Genomic DNA, 24,579 nt, shown 5'->3' on the forward strand with positions numbered 1-24,579 from the left:
AGCCAGCTCTGTTGAGCTGGCTTTATGGTGTAGTATTTTAAGGGGAATATTATGCGTTAGAAAGCATTAATGAATCCGCTTTCGCTTCAAGGTTAGAACCGCCCATTAAGAAATCATCGATTTCACGGGCAGATTCTCGGCCTTCATTAATACAGCGAACAACCAAAGACTGACCTGTGCGCATATCACCCGCAGCAAAGACGCCTTTTTGATTAGTCGCAAAGCCTTCTGTCGCCACGTTACCGCGATCATCAAGCTTAATGTCTAACTGAGCAAGTACACCCGTTGGTTCTGGGTGTAAGAATCCCATCGCAAGGAAAGCTAAATCACATGGAATAATGCGTTCTGACCCTGCTACTTCTTCAAAATCAGGGCGTTCACCCGCTTTTGCTTCTAGCCATTGAATATCTGCGATACGCAGGGCTTTTACGTTGCCTTCTTTATCACTAATGAATTCTTTGGTGAGAATATTCCAATGACGTTCACAACCTTCTTCGTGCGATGTCGATGTCTTCATGATCATTGGGTAGGAAGGCCAAGGTTGATTGACAGGGCGCTTTTCGGGTGGAATCGGCATGATCTCCACCTGCGTGATACTTGCCGCACCATGACGGTTAGATGTACCCACACAATCCGATCCTGTATCACCACCACCGATAACCACCACATGTTTACCTTTGGCATGGATTTCTTTTGTTTTTAAATCCATCTCATTGGCACGGCGGTTATTCTGGGCGAGGAATTCCATTGCAAAATGGACACCGTTGAGTTCACGACCAGGAATAGGCAGGTTGCGCGGTACCGTTGAGCCACCCGTTAGCAGCACGACATCAAAGTCCTGACGCAATTGTTGGGCATTAATCTCAACACCAATGTGTGCGTTAACCTTAAACTTCACGCCAGCATCAGCCATCAGGTCGATCTTACGATCGATGATATCCATACCGAGCTTAAAGTCAGGAATACCAAAGCGAAGTAAACCACCGACTTTTTCATCACGCTCAAATACCGTCACACAGTGACCAGCACTATTGAGTTGTTCGGCTGCGGCTAATCCTGCGGGGCCTGAACCTATGATGGCGATTGTTTTACCAGTACGTTCACGCGGTATTTTGGGTTTAGCATAGCCTTCGCGGTATGCCGTCTCAACAATGGTCTTTTCAATATTACAGATGGTGATTGGGTCTTGGTTAATACCCAGTACACAGCCACTTTCACAAGGAGCAGGGCACACACGGCCTGTAAATTCAGGGAAGTTGTTGGTAGAGCTCAGAATGTTCCACGCTTCTTCCCAACTATCACGGAAAACAGCATCGTTAAACTCTGGGATGATGTTTCCAATTGGACACGAGTTATGACAAAACGGAACGCCACAATCCATGCAGCGTGACGCTTGTGTATTGATTTTGTCGCCAAATTCTTCGTTTAAGACAAACTCTTTGTTGTCTTGAATTCGAACGATTGGATCTAACTTTTGTGGTAACTCACGACCATGTTCTAAAAATCCAGTAGGCTTACCCATTTACGGCCTCCAACTCTTCCTTGTTTGCAGCTTCCGCTTTTCGCTGTAGTAATACGGCTTTGTAATCCCTTGGCATGACTTTTACCATCTTCTGAAGGTTTGCTTCAAAGTTAGATAAGAAGGTTTGTGCCACATTACTGCCTGTGTATTCCACGTGCTTACTGAGCATGTGCAGTAGACGTTCTTTGTCTTCTTGCTCTATTGGGTCTAGGTCAACCAATTCTGAGTTAAGCTTGGTTTCGAAATCACCAAACTGATCCCAGACATACGCGACACCACCACTCATCCCTGCGGCGAAGTTACGGCCCGTTTGTCCCAGAATTACCGCGACGCCACCTGTCATGTATTCACAACCGTGGTCACCGATGCCTTCAACGACTACCTCTGCGCCCGAGTTACGCACGCAGAAGCGTTCGCCTGCAAGGCCGCGAATGTAGGACTCACCTGAGGTTGCACCGTAGAAACAGACGTTACCGACGATGATGTTATCTTCTGGTGTAATGTCAGAATGCGCATCAGGATAGAGCACTAATGTACCGCCAGATAAACCTTTACCCCAATAATCGTTAGCGTCGCCTTCTACTTCAAATTTCACCCCTTTCGCAAGGAATGCGCCAAGACTTTGTCCAGCAGATCCCGTGAACTTGACGTTCATTGGCTGCGGTAGGCCTTGGTCTTTGTAGATTTTTGAAATTTCATTCGACAGCATAGTACCGGTACTGCGATCGGTATTGATGATGTCAAAGGCGGCGTTAACAGGTTTGCCGTCGTAAAGTGCTGGTGCTGCCGCGGCAATGAGTTTACGGTCTAACACGTTTTCAAGATTATGCTCTTGTTGACGTTGGTTGTAGATGCCGTCTTCTTCACGAGCAGGCTCGACGAATAGTACTGGGCTTAGGTCGAGGTTCTTGTACTTCCAGTGGCCGATATCATCACGGATTTTTAACTTGTGCGACTGCCCAACCATTTCATCGATAGTACGGAAACCGAGTTCCGCCATGACTTCACGTAGGCCTTCAGCCATGTATTGGAAGAAGGTTACAACGTCGTCGACACGACCATCAAAACGTTCACGCAAGGTTTTGTTTTGGGTGGCGATACCAACAGGACAGGTGTTTTTATGACACTTACGCATCATGATACAACCTTCAACTACTAAGGCTGCGGTTGCCACGCCCCATTCTTCTGCCCCCAATAAGGTTGCTACAGCAAGATCTCGTGGTGTTTTCATCTGGCCATCTGACTGAACAACAATGCGGTTACGTAAACCGTTTTTCAGCAGAGTTTGGTGTGTTTCAGCAAGGCCTAATTCCCATGGTAAACCCGTGTGGCGAATCGATGACATTGGAGAGGCACCTGTACCACCATCGAAACCTGCAATTAAGACAACATCGGCTTTTGCTTTGGCAACACCAGAGGCAATTGTACCCACACCAGCTTCAGAAACGAGTTTGACGTTCACACGACCCGCGCGGTTGGCATTTTTCAAATCGTAGATCAGCTGAGCCAAATCTTCGATAGAGTAAATGTCGTGGTGTGGTGGTGGTGAAATAAGGCCGACCCCAGGGGTGGAGTGACGGGTGGCACCGATCCAATCATCGACTTTATCACCCGGTAGCTGACCACCTTCGCCCGGTTTTGCCCCTTGTGCCATCTTGATCTGAATTTCATCAGAGTTCGTTAGGTAGTAAGAGGTAACACCGAAACGGCCTGAAGCAACTTGCTTGATTGCTGAGCGTTCCCAATCACCGTTGTCTTTTTTCTCAAAGCGATCGGGGTCTTCACCACCTTCGCCTGAGTTAGATTTAGCCCCGATGCGGTTCATCGCAACAGCCAGTGTTGAGTGTGCTTCGTAAGAGATAGAGCCAAAGCTCATGGCGCCTGTCGCAAAGCGTTTAAGAATACTTTCAATCGGCTCTACGTCGGCAAGTGGGATAGCACCTGCTGGGCTTTTAATGAATTCTAGCTGACTACGAAGTGTTGCGGCGTTATCGCCTTGTGAATCGACGGCGTGACAGTATTCTTTAAATTGATCGTAGTCTTTACCGCGTGTTGATTGTTGCAGTAATGAAATCGTTTCTGGATTAAACAGGTGTTTCTCACCACGCTGTTTCCATTGATAAACCCCACCCACATCCAGCATCTGGATCGGAATTTCACGAAGTGGGTAACCCACACGGTGGCGGATCAGTACTTCTTGTGCAATGTCATCAATGGTTAGGCCCTGAATACGTGAGACTGTACCAGTGAAATATTTATCAACTACAGATTTACTGATACCTAAGGCTTCAAAAATTTGTGCTCCGTGGTACGACTGTAACGTAGAAATACCCATCTTCGAGAAGATTTTGAGTAGGCCGCCATTCACCCCTTTACGGTAGTTATTGAATAGCGTTTCTGTTGGCAGTTCTGGATCGAGCTTACGTTTTTTCTGAAGGTCGACCAGAGTTTCGGTAACTAAATAAGGGTTAACAGCGTTTGCACCGTAGCCCACTAGCGTGGCGAAGTGGTGGGTTTCACGTGCATCACCTGTTTCAACGATGATGTCACACTTAGCACGTAACCCTTTACGGATTAAGTGGTGGTGAACAGCACCGACTGCCAGCATCGCAGGAATAGCGGCATGGTTGGAATTAACGGCACGGTCAGTCAGGATAATGATGGAGTAGCCATCTTGGACGGCATCTTCTGAGTATTGGCAAATACGCTTTAGCGCACGTTCAAGCTTCCCTTGATCGCCATTGGCACGGAAAACAATATCTAAGGTTTTAGCTTGTAAGTGTTCTTTATCGATTGCCCGTAATTTTTCTAATTCAGCATTAGAGAGTATCGGTGATTCTAATTCTACTTTTTGGCAGTGTTCTGGTGTCTCAGTCAGTAAGTTCTGATCTTTACCTAAATAGGTATTTAGCGACATGACCATACGTTCACGGATCGGGTCGATCGGTGGGTTGGTCACTTGGGCAAACAGTTGCTTGAAGTAATTAGAGAGGTGTTGTGACTGGTGTGACAGTATCGCCAATGGCCAATCCGCGCCCATCGCACTGAGGGGTTCGTAGCCTGTCTTTGCCAGAGGAACGATAATTTCGTTCACTTCTTCAGAGCTCATGCCAAAAGCTTGTTGATGATGCAACAGGCGTTCAGGCGTTGGCTGGTGGTGCATGTTATCCGCTTCAGGCAGCGATTTAAGCGTTAGTAGGTTGTCTTTTACCCATTGCTCGTAAGGCTTTGAAGAGGCAATGCTGTCTTTCACTTCTTCATCTGAAATGATGCGGCCTTGCTCCAGATCGGCCACGAAGATACGGCCGGGCTGTAAGCGACCACGGAATTGCACATTCTCTGGTTCAATTTTGACAACGCCGGACTCAGACGCCATCACTAAGAAATCGTCTTTGGTGACTGTGTAGCGTGATGGTCGTAGGCCATTTCGGTCAAGGGTTGCGCCAACTTGTACACCATCGGTGAAACAAACAGATGCGGGCCCATCCCACGGTTCCATTACATTGGCGTGGTATTGATAAAACGCACGGCGCTTAGGATCCATGCTTTCGTTTTCTTGCCATGCTTCAGGGATCAGCATCATCAAAGCATGCGGTAGGCTACGGCCAGAAAGAACCAGTAGCTCTAGCGCCATATCGAAGTTTGATGAGTCAGAGCTGCCTTCCTGACAGATAGGGAGCAGCATGTCGATTTCTTGCTGGCTGAATAAATCAGACTCAATAATCGCTTCACGTGCTTTCATCCAATTTAAGTTACCGCGCACGGTGTTTATTTCACCGTTATGTGCAATGTAACGGAAAGGCTGTGCGAGACGCCAGCGAGGAAAAGTATTGGTTGAGAAGCGTGAGTGCACTAAAGCCAGTGCTGTCACCATGGTTGGGTTTTGTAGGTCAAGGAAATACTGTGGTACTTGCTCTGTTGTGAGCTGGCCTTTATACACTAAAGTCTTATAAGACAGCGAGTTAATGTAAAAGTCATCGCCAATGTTCGATACGCTTTCTAGGCAAACGCGTACAGTGTAATTACGTAATACATAAAGTTTACGCTCTAGTACTGCAGGATCGAGGTTAGCACCACCGGTAACAAAGACATGCTCAAACTGAGGCTCTGTGCTGAGTGGGTCTTCACCGATCATCGAGTTGTCGACGGGTAATACGCGATAACCAATCACGTCGAGATCTAGACGTTTAGCATTGCGCTCTAGGATGTCGCGACACTGTTGACGTTTGTGCTCGTCTTTTGGAAAGAGCACCACACCGACACCATATTGCTCAAAAGAGGGCAACTTGATACCGAGCTTAACGGTTTCTTCGAGTAAGAACTCGTGCGGTTTTTGTAGAAGAATACCGGCACCATCACCACTTGATGGATCGCAACCTTGGCCGCCGCGGTGTTCCATGCGGGCAAGCATATCAAGGGCCTGGGTTACAATCTCGTGGGATTTACGGTTCTTTAAATGGGCAACAAAGCCGATACCACAGGCATCGTGCTCTAATTCAGGTACATAAAGCCCCTGAGCATTAAGCTCTTGATCTGTCATAGATACATCCTTCCAGTGTTCAACAAACCTTTCCCAGGTCTGTGTTATCCCTAATCGTTATATCGTCACATTTTGAGCACTTGGTATGGACTACCTGTCCAGCGAACAAAACGGTGCGCTTGCTGTGGGATGACGTGTAAATCATTTAGCAAACTTAATTTTGCAGCACATCTATTCTGGTAATTAGATATGCTGTGATTTAATGAACTAGTGACATAATTCACTGCTTTTAGTGGGTTTTATGTCACAAATGTTGCTCATTATTCGCACATAAGTGTAACTATCCTACAGTTTTGATACTTTAATTACCAACAAAAAATAGCGTGATTAATCGACTATGTTCATTGTGGCTGCATGTAAGTGTTGGACCACTGCGTAATTATTCGCTAATCGTTCTCATTCTGCATATAGCTCAGTCTTGAATATGACATATCCATGTTTATATTGTGGTTAATGGTTAGGTTTAGCAGCTTCTTTTGTCGTATTTTATTTACACGGGAGGAGACGCTGATTTAGTCTGGGGGATTTACGTGTTTTTCTTGTCTTAACACAATTTAGGGCGTGGGGTTTGGTGCTACGCTGCGCGGCTTATTTTTCCATAGCTGAATAATCAGGTGACCCAATGCAGCTCCATGAACTCGTAAATACATTTGGACAAGATTTGCAGCGCCGCTATGGTGAAAGAGTACATAAATTAACGTTACATGGTGGCTTTAGTTGCCCTAACCGTGATGGCACTATAGGCCGTGGCGGTTGTACTTTTTGTAATGTAGCCTCGTTTGCTGATGAGCAAGCACAATATATTCCGATTGAACAACAGCTGGATCAACGTGCGGGTGAAATTCACCGTGCCAAACGCTACCTTGCGTATTTTCAGGCATACACCAGTACCTACGCTGAAGTACAAACATTAAAGAAAATGTATGAAGAAGCCTTGCAAGCGACCGATATTGTGGGATTGTGCGTTGGCACTCGTCCTGACTGTGTCCCTGATGCCGTGTTGGATTTACTGGCTGAATATCATCAGCAAGGCTATGAAATTTGGCTTGAGTTGGGTTTGCAAACCGCCAATGATAAAACCCTTAAACGCATTAATCGAGGTCATGATTTTGCGTGTTACCAAGCGATTACTCAACGTGCTCGTGCATTAGGCATTAAGGTATGCGCTCACTTGATAGTGGGATTACCGGGAGACACCAAGGCGGATAACCTCGATACCATTAATAAAGTGGTCGCGACAGGGGTTGATGGCATTAAGCTACATCCACTCCATATTGTGGAAGGCAGTAAAATGGGACAAGCGTGGAAGGCTGATCGCCTGACAGCGATTAGCTTAGACGATTACACTGATATTGCTTCGGAAATGATCCGTTTAACACCACCTGAAGTGATTTATCATCGCGTATCAGCTAGTGCTCGCCGTCCGACGTTATTAGCGCCTGAATGGTGTGAAAATCGATGGTTGGCGATGACAGATATCGGCCGTAACCTCGATAAGCATGGCGGTCAAGGCGCAGCCCTTGATACTCCTTTTGTTTACGAACCGATTGTGAAATAAATTGAATCATTTTGACTAGGTGAGTTTGTTGTAAATACTCAAAAACCGTAGAGGATTGTGGTAACGTAAGCATTCTATTACGTTGCAAGTAAATAGCGTGTCTGCCTTATCAGCACGCTTAATATAAGCGTACATCCTCTAAGGTAATTTGTTCAGACCTATGACGCCACCTAAAACTTCCGTTCACATAGCCTGTTTTTTGTTACTCGCCGGATTCTCTCCCATTGCACACGCGGCGACTTCGCTGCTCGATCAACCTCTATTTCTATTTGCTTTGATTCTTGCGATGGTTGTCTTCGCTGGCTCAATCTTGGCACTCGTCTTCCATAATGCTGAAGCGGTTACTTTTAGAAAACTGTATTCAATGTTGACTCATTTGCCTATTGCCACTTTGATCGTGAGCAGTAAAGACGGCAAACTGATGTATGGAAATAAAGCGAGTCGGGAGCTACTGGGGATCCGTAAAGTGGGCAGTAGTTACTATTATCCTCCAGAAGTCGAAGCCCAGATGATATGTGATGTGTTACGGCCACATACATCATTATTGAGCTTCAAAAGTTGGAAAGAAGAATTACAGTTTTCTGGCAAGCATTCCCTTTCTGTTCTCGTTTCTGGCCAATATGTCAGATATAAATGGCAACCGGCATGGCTCCTTTTTATCTCTCCAGCCAATGAAGCCACCCAGCCTGATACGACTAGTCAGCGAGATCCCCGTGTTTTACAAGGGGTGTTGAATTCGCTATCTGAATTGGTCTATTTTCAGGATAAATCGGGCAAGGTGATGGGAACCAACAAAGCGTTTGATCGTTTTTGGCGTGGTCGTGAAAGTGAAGGGTTGATCGATAGCATTGAAGTCTCATCGAAAAATAATTCAGCTCATACATGGACGACATCACCAGATGGTGCCAGTCGCTTACTGGAAACCAATAAAACGGCTTTGGTCGGGGATTTTGGCGAAATTCTCGGGTCGTTAAGCATCAGCCATGACGTAACAGATTGGCATGAAATGCAAGAAAGCTTGAAGCAAGAAATTGAAAAGCGGGAAATCACCGAGCAGGCACTCGCGCACCGTAATAACTTATTGGATACGATTTTAAATGCGAGCCAAGACCCCATTGGCTTATATAACGAACATTGGGTTTACGTTGGTTGTAACGAGCCCTTTGCCCGTGCGCTTGGCCAAACTCAAGAGTCGTTACTGGGCAAAAATGCTTCTGAAGTGATGGATCCTGATAAATGGCGTGAGTTCAGGGTCGTCAATGAGCAAGTTATTAGGGAAGGTATCACTGTTAAAACAGAAGATTACGTTATTTTGCCAGATGGTGACCCAATTTGGTATGAAGTCGCCACATCGCCTTATCGAGATCCGATTGAAGGGACTGCTGGTGTCTTGGTGATGGGACGTGATGTGACTGAGCGTAAGCATGCTCAACAACAGTTAGCCGATGCCATTATGGAGCTGCAAGAACTGAGCTTCATTGATTGTTTAACCAAGGTACCTAATCGCCGTAGTTTTGATGAGCACTTGCGTAAAATGTGGCATAGCCATATTCGAGAGCAAAAACCGCTGACATTGATCTTGTGTGATATCGATAATTTTAAAGCGTACAACGATAACTACGGTCATCAACAAGGGGATCGAGCGTTATTGGACGTGGCGAGAACGTTAAGTAAAGTCATTAAACGTGAAACGGATGAAGTGGCACGTTACGGCGGTGAAGAGTTTGCTTTCTTATTGCCCTGTACTGATTTAAACGGTGGCCAAATGGTAGCTCGAAATATACACCGAAAAATTGCTCAAGCAGCGATTGAACATACTTACTCTGAAGTAACAGATGTACTGACTGTCAGCTTGGGCGTTGCCACTGTCACGCCAGTGCCTAATCAAGATTACGGTGAGCTCGTAAGAATGGCTGATATTGCGCTGTATAAAGCGAAGGCATCAGGACGAAACTGCACCATGGTGATGTCAGATAATAATGATTTTTAGCGATGGTGATTTGCGACAGTAATGAATTGATTTATTCATAACAAGAAACCTGCGCAAGCAGGTTTTTTTTGCTCTGGATCACGCGAACTGAGGCACTTCTCCTTGGGGAAATAGCCACAGACACTTATGATGAGAGTTATGCTGTGAATAATGGATTAAATCATGAAACAAATCAAAGTGCTGGCCCAGTTCTATGTCGATTTACTGGTCAAGCTTGGGCTTGTCCGATTTAGCTTACTATTGGCCCTGGCGCTTGTAGCGCTAGCGGTGGTCGTGCAGGTTGGCGTTACCTTGGTGCTCCAAGGGGAAGTAAACGACATTGATATTGTCAGGTCGGTGTTCTTTGGCCTGCTAATTACGCCATGGGCAGTCTATTTTCTTTCTGTCGTGGTTGATCAGCTTGAAGACTCTCGCCAACGTTTATCTAAGCTAGTCACTAAATTAGAAGAAATGCGCTCTCGTGATATGCAGCTTAATAATCAGTTGCAAGAGAATATCAGCCAGTTAAATTCTGAAATTGAAGAGCGTGAAAAAGCAGAGGAAGGGCGTCAGATCGCGATGCAAGATCTCGAAAATGAGGTCTACCAACGTGAAAATGCCCAGCTAGAACTCGCCGAGCAAAGTGCACTACTGAAATCTTTCCTCGATGCATCCCCTGATTTAATTTATTACCGCAATGAAAAAGGGCGATTTTCTGGCTGTAACCGTGCGATGCAAGAACTGACGGGTAAAACAGAAAAAGAGCTGGTGGGTTTAACCCCTTGGGATGTCTACAGCGAAGAGGTTGCTAGCAAAATAGCGGAAACCGATCAGCAAGTATTTAATCAAAATGTGTCGCTCACTTACGAGCAATGGCTGGAATACCCTGATGGACACAAGGCGGTATTCGAACTCCGAAAAGTCCCATTCTACAGCCGAGATGGGCGTCGCTTAGGCTTGATGGGTTTTGGTCGCGATATTACTGAGCGCAAGCAGTATCAAGATGCGCAAGAGAAAGCGAGTCGTGATAAAACTGCCTTTATTTCCACGATTAGTCATGAGCTTCGTACCCCGCTGAACGGCATTGTTGGCCTTAGCCGCATGTTACTTGATAGTGACTTAAATGCAGAGCAACGTGGCTACATGCGAACCGTTCACGTTAGTGCGATAACGCTGGGTAATATATTTAACGACATAATCGATATGGATAAATCTGACCGTCGTCGACTAGAGTTACTGCCTAAACCGCTCGATTTACATGAATTTGTGGATGAGATGGAAAATATCTCTAACTTGATGGCTGAGCAGAAAAACCTGCGGTTTGATTTAGAGCGTTTGTCTGATTTACCGAAATGCATCGAAGTAGACAGTACACGACTACGCCAAGTGTTGTGGAATTTGATCAGCAATGCGACCAAGTTTACCAAAGACGGTGGGGTTGTTTTATCTGTGAGCAGTGAGCTGGTGGATAATGATCAAGCCGAAATTATTTTCGAGGTGGAAGACAGTGGTATTGGTATGCCGCACGATGAACTCGATAAAATCTTTGCTATGTACTACCAAGTGAAAGATGAAAACGACAACTTACATGCGGTCGGTACTGGGATTGGATTAGCGGTTTCTCGCCAGTTAGTGCAGATGATGGGCGGTGATATTACGGTGATGTCTGACGTGGGTGAAGGCAGTACATTTACTGTGACCATCCGCGTACCCGTAGTGGAAATGGCTGCGGAAGAAGAAACCATGCCAGAGATCCCGCAAGCCAGTCTTAGCATCTTAATGGTGGAAGATATTGAACTGAACATCACTGTTGCCAAAGCACTGCTTGAAAGTTTAGGCCATGAGGTGACAGTTGCAATGCGCGGGGATGAAGCGTTAGCGATCTTCGATCCTGAAGCGTTTGACCTGGTGTTACTGGATATTCAATTGCCCGATATGACAGGTTTTGATATTGCTCAGCAGCTGCGAGAGCAGTACGACTACTTACCCGCATTAGTGGCACTGACGGCGAATGTGATCAGTGATAAGAGCGAGTATTTAGCGAAAGGAATGGATGAAGCATTAAGTAAACCATTGAGCGTGAAAGCCATTACCGATGTGATTCAAAACTTAGTACTGACCTGTCCAATTGATTATGATGATGAAGCTGACGAGATTGAGCCGACGGTTCCGCAGAGCGATGAAATCATGAATCAATTACTGGACCTGGAAATGCTCGAGTCTTACGTAGATATTGTTGGCACTAAACCCGTCCATGAAAGTATCGCAATGTTTGAAAAGATGATGCCTGATTATATCGCGATCCTCGATTCAAACATGATAGCCAAAGATAAAGATGGTATTAAGTTTGAAGCGCACAAAATCAAAGGTGCCGCTGGCTCTATTGGTTTGAAACATATTCAGCAAGTTGCCCAAAAAGCACAATCACCTGAGCTACCAGCGTGGTGGGAAAACATTAACGACTGGGTTGATGAAATTAAAAACGGCTATAAACCTGATCTGCAAGTGCTACGCAACTGGCTTGCACAACAAGAGGATAGATGATGAAGGGATTGAAAATGGCAGGCGTGCTAGCGAGCAGTATGGTGCTAATGGCATGCAGTAGTTCAAATGGGGCGCAATCAGCGTCCCAAGGCGATATCTGGCAATCACCAGGTCAAGTTATGCTAGCAGAAACCCCAGCCAAGCTTGATAGTTATTTGTGGCTTAATAGCATGCCTGTCGTGGGTGAAGGGGACAACCAGCAAGGTACTTTGCTTGCATCGGTTAAAGTAGTGAGTGCGACTAATAAAGCATTGCCAACCGATGTCACTGTGAAGCAAGTGTTATTGGCAACTGATGATCAGCAATGGCTGGCGAATAGTCAGCTTGAAGTCAATGCGATGGACAATAATGAGTTTGAAGTGATGCTGCGTAAAGGTCCAAATTGGCCAGCAGGTACGGTGGTTAATGTGGCATTAACCTTAAACTATCAAGGTAAAGAAATGACTCTGACACAGCGCCAAGTCAAAATTGATCAGGTTTTCTAACTACGCTGTTTTGATGTGATTTATGGCGGGGTAGAAACAAAAAAGGCACTTCTCAGTGCCTTTTTTTATGGAATAAACGCAGGGCTTATTCTTCGCCTAAGTCACCACAAAAACGGTAACCTTCACCGTGAATTGTCGCGATGATTTCAGGGGTGTCAGCAACAGACTCAAAGTGCTTACGGATACGACGAATCGTTACGTCAACAGTACGGTCATGTGGCTTAAGCTCGCGACCAGTCATCTTCTTAAGAAGGTCTGCGCGAGTTTGAATTTTGCCTGGGTTTTCACAGAAGTGAAGTAGCGCACGGAACTCAGAGCGTGGAAGCTTGAATTGATCGCCACTTGGACTTACTAGTGAACGGCTATTGATTTCAAGTGACCAACCATTGAACTCGTAACGCTCTACAAGTTTTTTGTCTTCAGTTGGTAAACCTTGATTCATTGCGCGAGTCAGTAGGTTACGTGCACGGATAGTCAGTTCGCGAGGGTTGAATGGTTTAGTGATGTAATCATCAGCACCGATTTCAAGACCAAGGATCTTATCAACTTCGTTGTCACGGCCAGTTAGGAACATCAGCGCCATATCACCTTGCTCGCGTAATTCACGCGCAAGCAACAGGCCATTTTTACCCGGAAGGTTAATGTCCATGATAACTAGGTGTACATGGTGCTCAGAAAGCATCTGGTGCATTTCTGCGCCGTCATTTGCTTCAAAGACAGTATAACCCTCAGCTTCAAAGATGCTTTTAAGGGTGTTACGTGTTACGTGCTCGTCTTCTACAATTAGAATATGAGGGGTTTGCATTGGCAGTACCTAATTAAAAAACTGAATCTGGTCAAACACAGAATAGTTAAATTCTATAAAAAAAATTCACATACAGGCAAAGTCTTCTACAAAAAAACGCAGTTTATTGCGGATATAACTACCTGTGTGGTACGCCATCCTAAATTTATACCGTTACTTTCATAAAACAACGACAAAATCGTCCGAAATTCGGACATTGGCTTACAATTCCCTTGGATGGCGATGATTCTAAGCACTTAACAGCACGCTAACAATAATGGTGTATTGTTTCCTTACCGCTTTCTTGGTATTTCTTGATTTATATCAAACAGAGTGATGAATCATTACGACTATCGACAATGTTTAACAATCTCTACAAATACCTTGTTGCGTTACTGGCTTGAATCTAGCTATCTGTAAATATTTATCACGGAAGTGGTATTCAAGGTGCATTACCACCTAGGTTGAATAACACTCTGTTTACGCAAGCTTTGCAATTCTAACAGCATTTGAGTTAATTCACATGGTTCTTCAACATTATCATGCTGTTTAATCGCAATTTGACATTGCATATTCTGAACAACATTAACAAGCTCGCAATTCATTAGGTCAATTTTGTCACGTTACCTACACTGATTAACAAGATAATGATTTTTAGCGCTGTTTTTATCTGAATCAGAGGAGGATGAGATGAAAGACTTATTACCTGATTTATGCGACCGCTATGAGCAGGATGTCCGGTGGTTGCCACTTTCATTTGTTGATTATGGTGGAAAGTCGATTTTTTTCGGGGAAGTGGTCACGCTGCGTTGCTTTGAAGATAACAGCTTAGTGCGCGATATCGTTAGCCAAGATGGCAAAGATAAAGTCCTGTTTATTGATGGTCACGGGTCATGCAATCGGGCATTACTGGGCGATCAACTTGCCATGCTCGCGGTAAAGAATGGTTGGCAGGGGGTTGTTATTAATGGTGCTGCTCGTGATGTCGCGACGTTATCAGAATTAGATCTTGGCGTGAAAGCGTTAAGTACTTGCCCTATTAAAACCGTCAAACGTCAAACTGGTGATTTGAACGTCACCCTAATGGTGGGGCATACCATGGTTTACCCTGGTGATTATTTATATGCAGATCTTAATGGTGTGCTGTTAAGCCGTAACGCACTCGATTTGTCGGTGTTGTAGCGAATGTATTCGAGTCACAGTGGTTGCGAGTAACGATATCGAGTTATGGTCGCCATCAATAACAAAAGGGCAACGCACATAAACGTGCTTTGCCCTTTTGATCATTGCTTGTGATTTATTACTTGTGATTAGTTACGAGCAATAGACTGGGTTAGTACGTGTTAAAAACGAAACCCGATGCCTAGCTGGTAAATTTGCTCTAAATCTTCGTAGTCGACAGTTGCGTGAAAATTCACTTGCTCAGTGACACTAAACTGGCTCGACACTTCTAATCCCACGGTTGCATCTTGATTGATTCTTTTCTCTGTTGTCACCGCACTGCGTAAGCTCATTTTAGGGGTGAGATTGTATTTTACGCCCGAGAGCATACCGCGGCTTGCAGCTTGTGTTTCATTGCCCGAGGTGAGTCGCGTACTCAAATACAGCTCAACATCATTACTGATTGAATAGGCGTAACCGCTATCAATTTGCCACAGATCGAATTGATCGGCATTTTTTGATTGCGATGACATAAACCAGCCCGTTGTTGTCTCGTCACTTATAAGGCTTAGTAGGCCCTTATCTGCTGCTGTTGTTGGTAATGCCACTACCAGCAGGGTAATTGTGATCAGCAAGTTTCTCATTGCTTCACCTTCCCTGTTTATCGTTATTTATTGGTCTGTCGCAAATTTGCCATGAAATATGAGGGATGCGACATTGCTAATAATACTAGGACAGATTTCTTATTTTTGACATGTCGTCTCAAAGTTAATGAGATATCTTGCCGATTTTTTCTACTGTATTTAAAGCATGTAACATGGCTTTAAAACTGAATGTGATCTTGCTTCGATTGAGTCTATTTATGACAAACCTTGTGTTTACAGATGTAAGATAAAGTCGTAATGCCTTACTGACAAGGCGATACAAGAAGCCGCTGGCTGATTAGTCATTACTGACGAAAACGCAGTGCTTTGGCATAAGGATAGACATCCTCGTATTGTTGGTTTGTGATGTTCTGCTGCAGTTGGCGCCAGTAACTGGCTTCAAATAAATCACTATGAAGCTCATTAAACAGCGCGCGGATCTTCGGATTGATCAGCAAGAAAGTACGAAACTCTTCAGGGAATACATCGTAGATCCCCACGCTGTACCAAGGTTCGGCGGCCATTTCATCTTCGGGATAGCGCGGTGGTGGAATTTCACGAAAGTTCATCTCCGTCATGTAGCTGATTTCATCGTAATCATAGAAAACAACACGGCGGTGACGGGTGACCCCAAAGTTCTTAAATAGCATGTCACCAGGAAATATATTGGCGGCGGCCAGTTGTTTGATGGCTTTACCATACTCATCAACGGCATGGCGAAGGTCATCATCGTTAGCTTGGTCCACATAGATATTAAATGGCACCATACGGCGCTCCATGTAGAGATGCTTGATGATAATAGTATCGTCGGTAACATCGATAATCGAAGGGGCGACTTCAAGCAGTTCATCTAATAACGCATCGCTGAACCGAGCACGGTCAAAGCTAAAGTTACGGTATTCTTGCGTATCGGCCATACGACCAACCCGATCATGCTCTTTTACGAGTTTGTACTTTTCTTTGACTGTGTCGTGGCTGATGTCTTTTTGTGGGGCAAATTTGTCTTTGATGATCTTAAATACAAAGCCATAAGACGGCAGTGTAAACACTGACATCACCATACCTTTAATGCCCTCAGCGGTAACAAATTGATCATCTGAATGTTCGAGGTGAGATAGGAATTCGCGGTACAACTCTGTTTTGCCGTGCTTCTGACAGCCAATCGCGGTGTACAGCTCGGCTCGGGTTTTGTTTGGCATCAGATCACTGAGAAACTCCACTAAAGCTGCTGGTGCAGGGGCATAAACCATGAAGTAAGAGCGCGCAAAGCCAAAGATGATGCTGGCGTCATCTGCATCGTAGATACATGCATCGACATACAACTCGCCATTTGTATTGGTTAATATCGGTAAAATAAATGGGCACTGCTGCTGGTTTGCTAGCGTTATACGGCCGATTAAATACGCCGCTTTGTTGCGATAGAAGGGTTCACGAATTAACTCTAGGGTGGTGTTGTTATCGAATGCGCGGCCAAATGTTTGGGCTAGGCGTTGGCAAATTAGGTCGATATCTCTGGTTTTATCTTCCCAATCTGCGGTAAATGGGGTGTCGTTGAACAGGCGCATAAACAGCGATTGAGTGCCATTGGTGGCGAAATAAGTGCGTGTTAATGGTGTCGGGTATGTTGGTAGCCGCCCTTCTTGCGAGCTATGTACAAACAACTTGTCACGGTTAATGTTGCGATGTTCAAAGATCCGACAGTAGACCGAATTAAAAAAACTCTCGGCAATTTCATAGCGTGGATAGTCCAGTAAAAGATCTTCGTAAGCGGCTTTTACACCCATTAAAAAATCACGGTTAGCATAGCGTTCACCTAGCATGATCTGGATTTGACTGGTGACGAGCCCAACATGGTTAGCATAGAAACTAATGCGTTTTTTTAGCGCGAGGTGAACGGCTGGCCAATCCTGCTTTTCAAAGCGTGCTTGTGCGCCAGCGGTGACATCTAAAAAACGACCGTACATGGCATCAAAGCCCTGCAATATGGTGTGAGCGACAAGTTGTTCCATGGCTGTGGTCATTCGGGTCCCTCCAGAATGATGAATGGCTATGCGTCAACAGTGCATGTTCGTACTCAAAAGAGAGAACGCTGAAGATATATGAACACTATGCAACGACTGGCGTTTAACTGCAATCAAAGCAGGTGGTTTTTTATACGTATTACCAATAATGAACAATAGCAGCTTGTCCTTATAAACGTGTGTTTCTGGCGGTTTTCCGTATTAGAAGAAATAGAAATTGGTTGACTCGTCACCAAATGTTCGGTAAACGTTAAGTAATCCAGCATATTGAGAGCGACTTTTAGTCATGATGAAAAACGTATTCAGCACAATTACCACGATTATTATTACCAGCACCATGGGTGTTGGGGCTCGCTGATACGTACAAGAATTATCAGAGAAGCCCGCACCCCAATCAGGTGCGGGCTTTTTTTTAACTTTTACATCACAATTTAGGTTGACCATTACACTGCATTTTATGCAGTTAGTTTGAGAAATTAAGGGATTTGGGAGTAGGGAATGCGCGTATTAAAGTTTGGTGGTTCATCGTTGGCGGATGCCGATCGATTTTCAAGGGCTGCAGATATCATTGCGAACAACGCTCGTCAGAGTGAAGTCTCTGTTGTGCTATCTGCGCCGGGAAAAGTAACCAATAAATTAGTATCCGTGATCGATAGCACGGTTGCGAAAGGTGAAGCAGAGCTGCAGCTTGCCGATTTAGAAAATGTCTTTCAAACCCTGTTCACGGATTTAAAAGCCGTGGAGCCTAACTTTGATAAAGCGCTGTTAGATGCCAAGTTAGCCAGTTCGCTCGGACAGTTAAAGCAATACGTTCATGGTATTAAGTTATTAGGGCTATGTCCGAATAACGTATACGCCAAAATGATCAGCAAAGGTGAGCGCTTGTCGATTGTGGCAATGAAAGCCATGCTCGAAGCTAAGGGCTTGAAAGGTAATTTAATTGACCCCGTTGAATACCTATTAGCACATGGTGAGTACCTTGAAGCACATGTTGATATTGAGGTTTCTACTCAGAATTTTAAACGTAATCCTTTGCCTGCAGGGCACGTTAATATCATGCCCGGTTTTACGGCGGGTAATGAAAAAGGTGAGCTAGTCACACTAGGGCGTAATGGTTCTGACTATTCAGCCGCGGTACTGGCCGCGTGTTTACGTGCTGAGTGTTGTGAAATTTGGACCGATGTTGATGGCGTTTATAGTTGTGATCCGCGCATTGTGCCAGATGCCCGTCAAATCAAATCGCTTAGCTACCAAGAAGCCATGGAGCTGTCCTACTTTGGCGCTTCAGTATTACACCCTAAAACCATCGCACCTATTGCGCAATTCCACATTCCTTGCTTAATCAAAAACAGTTTTAATCCTCAAGGTGCTGGCTCCTTAATTGGTCAAGATACAGGTGAGGATAATCTTGATATCAAAGGGATCACTACCCTTAAAGATCTCACTATGGTGAACGTGTCAGGCCCAGGCATGAAAGGCATGGTTGGCATGGCGAGCCGCGTGTTTGGTGCGATGTCGATTGCGGGAGTGTCGATTGTATTGATCACCCAGTCATCATCTGAATACAGCATCAGCTTCTGTATTGAGAGTGAAGATAAAGTTGCGGCCAAACAAGCACTGCAAGATAACTTCGAGCTGGAGCTGAAAGAAGGGCTACTAGAGCCTGTAGAATTTTTAGATGATGTGGCTATTGTTACTTTGGTGGGTGACGGTATGCGCACTTCTCGTGGTATCGCTTCGCGCTTCTTTACCTCACTAGCAGAGGTTAACGTCAATATTGTTGCGATTGCACAGGGATCATCTGAGCGGGCCATTTCTGCGGTTATCCCTGCCGACAAAGTATCAGAATCGGTAAAAGCGTGTCATGAGAATCTCTTTAACAGCCAGCACTTCCTCGATGTTTTTGTGGTTGGTGTTGGTGGTGTCGGTGGTGAGTTGGTGGATCAAATTCAACGGCAACAAAGCAAATTGGCAGACAAAGGTATTGTGATCCGTGTTTGTGGTTTAGCCAATAGTCGTGGTTTATTGCTAGACAGTAATGGCTTACCGTTAGAAAACTGGCGTGACCAAATGGGTGAAGCGCAGCAGCATTTTGAGTTATCTAGTTTGATCCAGCTGGTACAGCGTAATCACATTATTAACCCTGTTATTATCGATTGTACGTCTGAACAAGCGATTGCCGATCAATATGTGGACTTCCTAAGTGCGGGTTTCCATGTGATCACACCAAACAAAAAATCCAATACGGCAAGTATGGCTTACTACCATCAGCTTCGCCAAGCGGCACGCGGCACACGTCGTAAATTCATGTATGACACGACGGTGGGTGCTGGTTTACCTGTGATTGAAAACTTGCAGAACTTATTGGCTGCCGGTGATGAATTGTCGCGCTTCTCGGGGATTTTATCGGGCTCAATGTCTTATATCTTCGGTAAGCTAGATGAAGGGATGAGCTTTAGCGAGGCGACAACTGTTGCCCGCAATAATGGCTTTACTGAGCCTGATCCGCGAGACGATCTTTCGGGGATGGACGTGGCACGTAAGTTACTGATTCTTGCTCGTGAATCTGGGTTGTCACTCGAACTTGATGACGTGGTTGTTGAACAGTCATTGCCGCCGGGTTTTGATGCTGATGGTTCTGTCGATGATTTTATGGCGCGTCTGCCTGAGGCTGATGCTTATTTTAAACAATTATCAGACACCGCAGCGAAAGATGGAAAAGTATTGCGTTATATTGGTGAAATTGATCAGGGGCAGTGTAGTGTGAAGCTGGCGGCGGTTGATGGTGATGACCCAATGTTTAAAATTAAAGATGGTGAAAATGCACTGGCATTCTATAGCCGCTATTACCAACCTATCCCGTTAGTTTTACGTGGATACGGTGCGGGAACTGAAGTGACTGCGGCGGGCGTGTTTGCAGACTTGATGCGTACGTTAGGCTGGAAATTAGGGGTATAAGATGAGTGTAGTGGTATATGCGCCAGCATCGATTGGCAATGTCAGTGTCGGTTTTGACGTACTGGGCGCGGCGGTTTCGCCGCTAGATGGTTCATTACTTGGGGATCGCGTTAAAGTTGAAACTAGCGCCCAAGCATTTGAACTCGCGTGCGTGGGGAATTTTGTTGCTAAGTTGCCGCCAAAACCAGAAGACAATATTGTGTTTGATTGCTGGCAAGTGTTTGCACGCGAACTTGATAAAAAAGGGTTATCGGTTAAGCCCATTAAAATGACGCTAGAGAAAAACATGCCGATTGGTTCTGGGCTTGGATCTAGTGCTTGCTCTGTTGTTGCGGCGCTGGATGCCCTTAATCAGTTCCATGACTTACCATTAACGGAGACTGAATTGTTGGCGTTAATGGGGGAAATGGAAGCCAAGATATCTGGTAGTCTTCATTATGATAATGTGGCACCTTGTTACCTCGGTGGTCTGCAATTTATGGTGGAAGAACTGGGTATTATTAGCCAATCCGTTCCGTGTTTTGATGATTGGTATTGGGTGATGGCGTACCCAGGAATCAAAGTTCCAACAGCAGAAGCGCGCGCAATTTTACCTTCGCAATACCGTCGCCAAGATGTGATTGCCCATGGCCGCCACTTAGCGGGCTTTATTCATGCTTGCTATTCAAAGCAACCAGCATTAGCAGCCAAAATGATTAAAGACGTGGTCGCAGAGCCTTACCGTGAGCAATTATTACCAGGCTTTGGTAAAGCACGGGAATACGCATTGCAAGCTGGTGCGCTAGCAAGCGGGATCTCAGGTTCTGGCCCGACGATGTTCACTGCATGTGACAACCTTGAAGTGGCAGAGCGTATTGCCCGTTGGTTGCAAGAAAACTATATACAAAATGACGAAGGATTTGTCCACGTCTGTCGCCTCGACAGTCAGGGCTCAAAAGTAACAGGAAGTGAGCTATAACCATGAAGCTGTATAACTTAAAAGAACATCAAGAACAGGTATCGTTTTCTCAAGCGGTACGTCAGGGCCTGGGGCGTAACCAAGGCTTATTTTTTCCATCAGAGTTACCTGAACTTGGCGACATTGATACGTTGCTAGAGCTGGATTTTGTTAGCCGAAGCAGCAAAATTTTATCGGCTTTTATCGGTGAAGAATTAGCAAGCGATACTGTTGCTCAAATGGTTGAAAATGCTTTTCAATTTGAGGCACCCGTCGCCAAAGTCAAAGAGGGTGTTTACGCGTTAGAGCTTTTTCATGGCCCTACGTTGGCGTTTAAAGATTTTGGTGGCCGCTTCATGGCACAATCTTTAGCTGCTGTTACCGACCATAATGGTCACATTACGATCTTAACGGCGACCTCTGGTGACACTGGTGCGGCTGTGGCTCATGCTTTTTATGGTATGGATAACATCAAGGTCGTCATTCTGTATCCGAAAGGAAAAATCAGCCCACTACAAGAAAAGTTGTTTTGTACCTTAGGTGGCAATATCACAACCGTTGCGGTAAATGGCACTTTTGACGATTGCCAAGCGTTGGTAAAAGCGGCTTTTGATGATGACCAATTGCGCCAAGATATTGGGTTAAATTCAGCTAACTCTATTAATATCAGTCGCCTAATGGCGCAAGTTTGTTATTACTTTGAAGCAGTGGCGCAACTTCCTAAAGCTGCACGCGGTGAGTTAGTGGTGTCTGTGCCTAGCGGCAATTTTGGTAACTTAACGGCGGGGTTATTGGCTAAATCGTTAGGCTTACCAGTGAAGCGCTTTATTGTGGCAACCAATGCCAACGACACTGTGCCGCGCTACCTTGAAACTGGGAAGTGGTCACCGAATGTAACTGTCCCCACTATTTCAAATGCAATGGATGTGAGTGAGCCAAACAACTGGCCACGTATTGAAGCGCTATGCCAAGTAAAAGGTTGGGGGCTTAACGAACTCGGTTACGGTTCAGTTACTGATGAGCAAGCCGCTGAAACATTACGTGAAATGCACAGTGAAGGTTACTTATGTGAACCGCACGGTGCGATTGCTTATCGTGTATTGAATGAGCAGCTACATGACGGGGAAACGGGGCTATTTTTATGCACTGCCCATCCTGCAAAGTTTATTGAAGTTGTTGAAGAGATTCTTGAGCAGAAAATTGATTTACCCGCGACATTGGCGAAACACGGTGCGATGGAGCTGCTCTCACTTGAGCGTGATAAAGACTTTGAACAGCTCAAAGCCGTGTTGTATAGCGTACAGAGCTAAACGTTATTGAGATAGTCGTCTTAATGAACAGAAAAACGGTAGTCGATGACTACCGTTTTTTTATGCAAGCGAGAAGCGATTAATAAAATAAGAGGTAATTAAGCTTCTTCTTGTGCCGCAGGTGCTTGCTCTGCTTTTGGCTTGGCAAAACGGTTAACCCATAGCGAAATAGCACCGTCCCCTGTGATATTACAGGCAGTACCAAAGCTGTCTTGTGCCATGTAGAGCGCAATCATTAAGGCTAGTTCTGCTTCCCCAAAACCCAGCATTGTCGACATTAAACCGAGCGCAGCCATTACCGCACCACCCGGTGCGCCAGGGGCCGCAATCATAGTAATGCCTAGCATCATGATGAAAGGAAGCATTTCCCACAATGAAGGGATCGCGATGTGCTGGCTGAGCGCCATCACCGCGGTTGAGCAAGTCACTAAGGTAATGGTTGAGCCCGAAAGGTGGATGGTGGCACAAAGTGGCACGGTAAAGTTAGCTATCGATTCATCAACACCATTCACTTTGGTTTGGCGTAAAGTAACCGGAATGGTTGCCGCGGAAGACATAGTCCCCACTGCTGTAAAGTAAGCGGGCAGCATGTTTTTGATTAAAGTAAATGGCGATTTGCCTAAAGCCAGACCTGTAACTGTGTACTGGATAGTGATCCATACCCAGTGCATCATAATGGCCAACGCTAACACGACCCCAAAGGTTTTTAAGGTAGTAAATACCGTGCCTTCTGCCGCCATTTCGGCAAAGACACCTGCAATGTAGAAGGGCAAGAAAGGAATAATGACTTTCGCCAGTAACAAATCAATGACGCCACGTCCTTCATCTGCCAATTTTCGAAGGCCATTACTGTTCGTAATGCTGATCCCCATACCAAATAGGAAAGCAGTGGCTAGTGCGGTCATCACCCCAAATAAAGGCGGGATCTCAATGGTCATAAAACTAGTGAGGGTGTCTGATGCATTAGCGGCTGCGGCTGTTGGTTCAGGTAAACCTGCGATAACAATACTGGCAACAATAAAGGCGAGGCTACCAGCAATGATGGTAGAGCCGTAAGAAAGGGCGACCGTTTTACTTAAGAGTGAACCAGAGTTCTTCGGTAAGCTGGCAATGCCGCTGGTAATGTAAAACAGAATGATTAACGGGATAGTAAACCCGATTAATTGTCCTCCAAGTTGCTTGATGGTAAGTAGTAGGCGGATGACGCCATCTGGTGCGTAAAACCCGAGTAAGATACCGACTAAAATGCCGGCAATCAGTTTGAGGATTAACTTCATAACGCTGACTCCTGAGATGCATATCGTGGCTAAATCGCAGAATATATATTATGTGGCTAATTAACTGTTCGTTAATTAGACAATGCCAATAACCTACTCTTTTTATGGCTGAATTCGCTATTAACTGTCTCGAATTGAGATATATATATTAAATTGATTGCATTTTGTGATGAGAGTTAAAGGCGCAAGAGTAACGAGTGGTGAAGGCGACAGGAGAAGTGTGAGCTGCTTTTTAAACATAAAAAAAACGGCATCCAGGAGGATGCCGCTTTTACGAATTTTTGCTAACAGGCTGTGATTACAGAGTGTTAGTGAAAGTACGAGCGATAACATCGCGTTGTTGTTCAACTGTTAGTGAGTTGAAACGTACAGCGTAACCCGATACACGGATAGTTAGCTGTGGGTACTTTTCAGGGTGCTTAGCAGCGTCTTCTAGCGTTTCACGCTTAAGAACGTTTACGTTTAAGTGTTGGCCGCCTTCGATTTTAGCCGGAGCCTCGATAGCAACTTCGCGGCTTTCGTATTCACCTAGATCTGCTGCAGGAATAACTTGATCTGCCTCAAAACCAGCAGAAGCAGCAACACAGCGTGCTTCGTTAGTTTCGCTATCTAGTAGCCAGATAGAGTTTAGTAGATCGTCGTTTACTGCTTTAGTGATTTGAATACCTGTGATCATGACTTACTCCTTGAAGGATTGTAGTTAGTTTTTCGATTTAATGTCGAGCTGGTCGTATTATATATGCCTAATGGCATAAAATGATATTGATTTAGATCAAATTACCACGAAAAACCTCAAAAATCTTAGGGCTATTTTATTGAGCTATATCAAGGTAAACGCACTATTATTGGTTTGTTACGCTATTTTTATA

General features: G+C 45.1%; 15 protein-coding genes and 1 other annotated feature. Of the genes, 8 read left to right on the forward strand and 7 right to left on the reverse strand.

Going from position 1 to position 24,579, the window contains the following annotated elements:
* Positions 1-49 precede the first annotated feature (49 nt).
* Positions 50-1,522: a glutamate synthase subunit beta gene (locus ASV53_RS11565; RefSeq protein WP_094957204.1), complete on the reverse strand. Its 1,473-nt coding sequence runs from the start codon at positions 1,520-1,522 to the stop codon at positions 50-52.
* The gene (gene gltB / locus ASV53_RS11570) at positions 1,515-6,062 is read right to left on the reverse strand and encodes a glutamate synthase large subunit (protein WP_094957205.1); all 4,548 of its coding nucleotides are present in this window, start codon (positions 6,060-6,062) and stop codon (positions 1,515-1,517) included. The genes ASV53_RS11565 and gltB overlap by 8 nt, the downstream gene beginning before the upstream one ends.
* A gap of 622 nt (positions 6,063-6,684) precedes the next feature.
* Between gltB and mnmL the strand changes: the two genes are divergently transcribed.
* The 4 genes from mnmL (at position 6,685) to ASV53_RS11590 (ending at position 12,618) form a co-directional block, all read left to right on the forward strand.
* Positions 6,685-7,620: a tRNA modification radical SAM protein MnmL/YtqA gene (gene mnmL, locus ASV53_RS11575; protein WP_094957206.1), complete on the forward strand. Its 936-nt coding sequence runs from the start codon at positions 6,685-6,687 to the stop codon at positions 7,618-7,620.
* A gap of 160 nt (positions 7,621-7,780) precedes the next feature.
* On the forward strand, positions 7,781-9,610 hold the full coding sequence (locus ASV53_RS11580; protein WP_094957207.1) for a GGDEF domain-containing protein: 1,830 nt from the start codon (positions 7,781-7,783) through the stop codon (positions 9,608-9,610).
* 162 nt (positions 9,611-9,772) lie between these two features.
* Positions 9,773-12,133, forward strand: a complete 2,361-nt coding sequence (arcB, locus tag ASV53_RS11585) for an aerobic respiration two-component sensor histidine kinase ArcB (RefSeq protein WP_094957208.1) — start codon at positions 9,773-9,775, stop codon at positions 12,131-12,133.
* Entirely contained in the window at positions 12,130-12,618 is a 489-nt protein-coding gene (locus ASV53_RS11590; protein WP_141226241.1) for a hypothetical protein, read from the forward strand. Before arcB ends, ASV53_RS11590 begins: the two co-directional genes overlap by 4 nt.
* Positions 12,619-12,703: 85 nt before the next feature.
* On the opposite strand, the gene arcA is transcribed toward ASV53_RS11590, so the two are convergent.
* Positions 12,704-13,423, reverse strand: coding sequence for a two-component system response regulator ArcA (arcA, locus tag ASV53_RS11595; RefSeq protein ID WP_048900329.1), 720 nt, complete (start codon positions 13,421-13,423; stop codon positions 12,704-12,706).
* 669 nt (positions 13,424-14,092) lie between these two features.
* Here arcA and ASV53_RS11600 point away from each other — a divergent pair.
* Positions 14,093-14,584: a putative 4-hydroxy-4-methyl-2-oxoglutarate aldolase gene (locus ASV53_RS11600; RefSeq protein ID WP_094957209.1), complete on the forward strand. Its 492-nt coding sequence runs from the start codon at positions 14,093-14,095 to the stop codon at positions 14,582-14,584.
* Between the two features lie 161 nt (positions 14,585-14,745).
* Here the strand turns inward: ASV53_RS11600 and ASV53_RS11605 are convergent, their stop codons facing one another.
* Both ASV53_RS11605 and aceK read right to left on the reverse strand, forming a co-directional pair.
* Positions 14,746-15,207 (reverse strand): hypothetical protein, encoded by a 462-nt coding sequence (locus ASV53_RS11605; RefSeq protein ID WP_094957210.1) that lies wholly within the window; start codon positions 15,205-15,207, stop codon positions 14,746-14,748.
* Positions 15,208-15,512: 305 nt separating this feature from the next.
* Complete coding sequence (gene aceK / locus ASV53_RS11610; RefSeq protein WP_094957211.1) at positions 15,513-17,228, reverse strand: bifunctional isocitrate dehydrogenase kinase/phosphatase; 1,716 nt, start codon at positions 17,226-17,228, stop codon at positions 15,513-15,515.
* 299 nt (positions 17,229-17,527) lie between these two features.
* Positions 17,528-17,643 (forward strand) — a sequence feature (Thr leader region).
* Between the two features lie 83 nt (positions 17,644-17,726).
* Between aceK and thrA the strand changes: the two genes are divergently transcribed.
* From thrA to thrC, 3 genes are read left to right on the forward strand one after another with little or no spacing between them, the layout of a single operon-like run.
* Complete coding sequence (gene thrA / locus ASV53_RS11620; protein WP_094957212.1) at positions 17,727-20,186, forward strand: bifunctional aspartate kinase/homoserine dehydrogenase I; 2,460 nt, start codon at positions 17,727-17,729, stop codon at positions 20,184-20,186.
* 1 nt (position 20,187) lies between these two features.
* Complete coding sequence (gene thrB / locus ASV53_RS11625) at positions 20,188-21,144, forward strand: homoserine kinase (protein WP_094957213.1); 957 nt, start codon at positions 20,188-20,190, stop codon at positions 21,142-21,144.
* A 2-nt stretch (positions 21,145-21,146) separates the two neighbouring features.
* Entirely contained in the window at positions 21,147-22,433 is a 1,287-nt protein-coding gene (thrC, locus tag ASV53_RS11630) for a threonine synthase (RefSeq protein ID WP_094957214.1), read from the forward strand.
* A 98-nt stretch (positions 22,434-22,531) separates the two neighbouring features.
* On the opposite strand, the gene ASV53_RS11635 is transcribed toward thrC, so the two are convergent.
* Both ASV53_RS11635 and grcA read right to left on the reverse strand, forming a co-directional pair.
* Positions 22,532-23,710 (reverse strand): dicarboxylate/amino acid:cation symporter, encoded by a 1,179-nt coding sequence (locus ASV53_RS11635; RefSeq protein ID WP_094957215.1) that lies wholly within the window; start codon positions 23,708-23,710, stop codon positions 22,532-22,534.
* Between the two features lie 298 nt (positions 23,711-24,008).
* On the reverse strand, positions 24,009-24,386 hold the full coding sequence (gene grcA / locus ASV53_RS11640; protein WP_062691252.1) for an autonomous glycyl radical cofactor GrcA: 378 nt from the start codon (positions 24,384-24,386) through the stop codon (positions 24,009-24,011).
* Between the last annotated feature and the right edge of the window lie 193 nt (positions 24,387-24,579).

It is taken from the genome of Photobacterium sanguinicancri (assembly GCF_002265265.1).
GTDB lineage: Bacteria > Pseudomonadota > Gammaproteobacteria > Enterobacterales > Vibrionaceae > Photobacterium > Photobacterium sanguinicancri.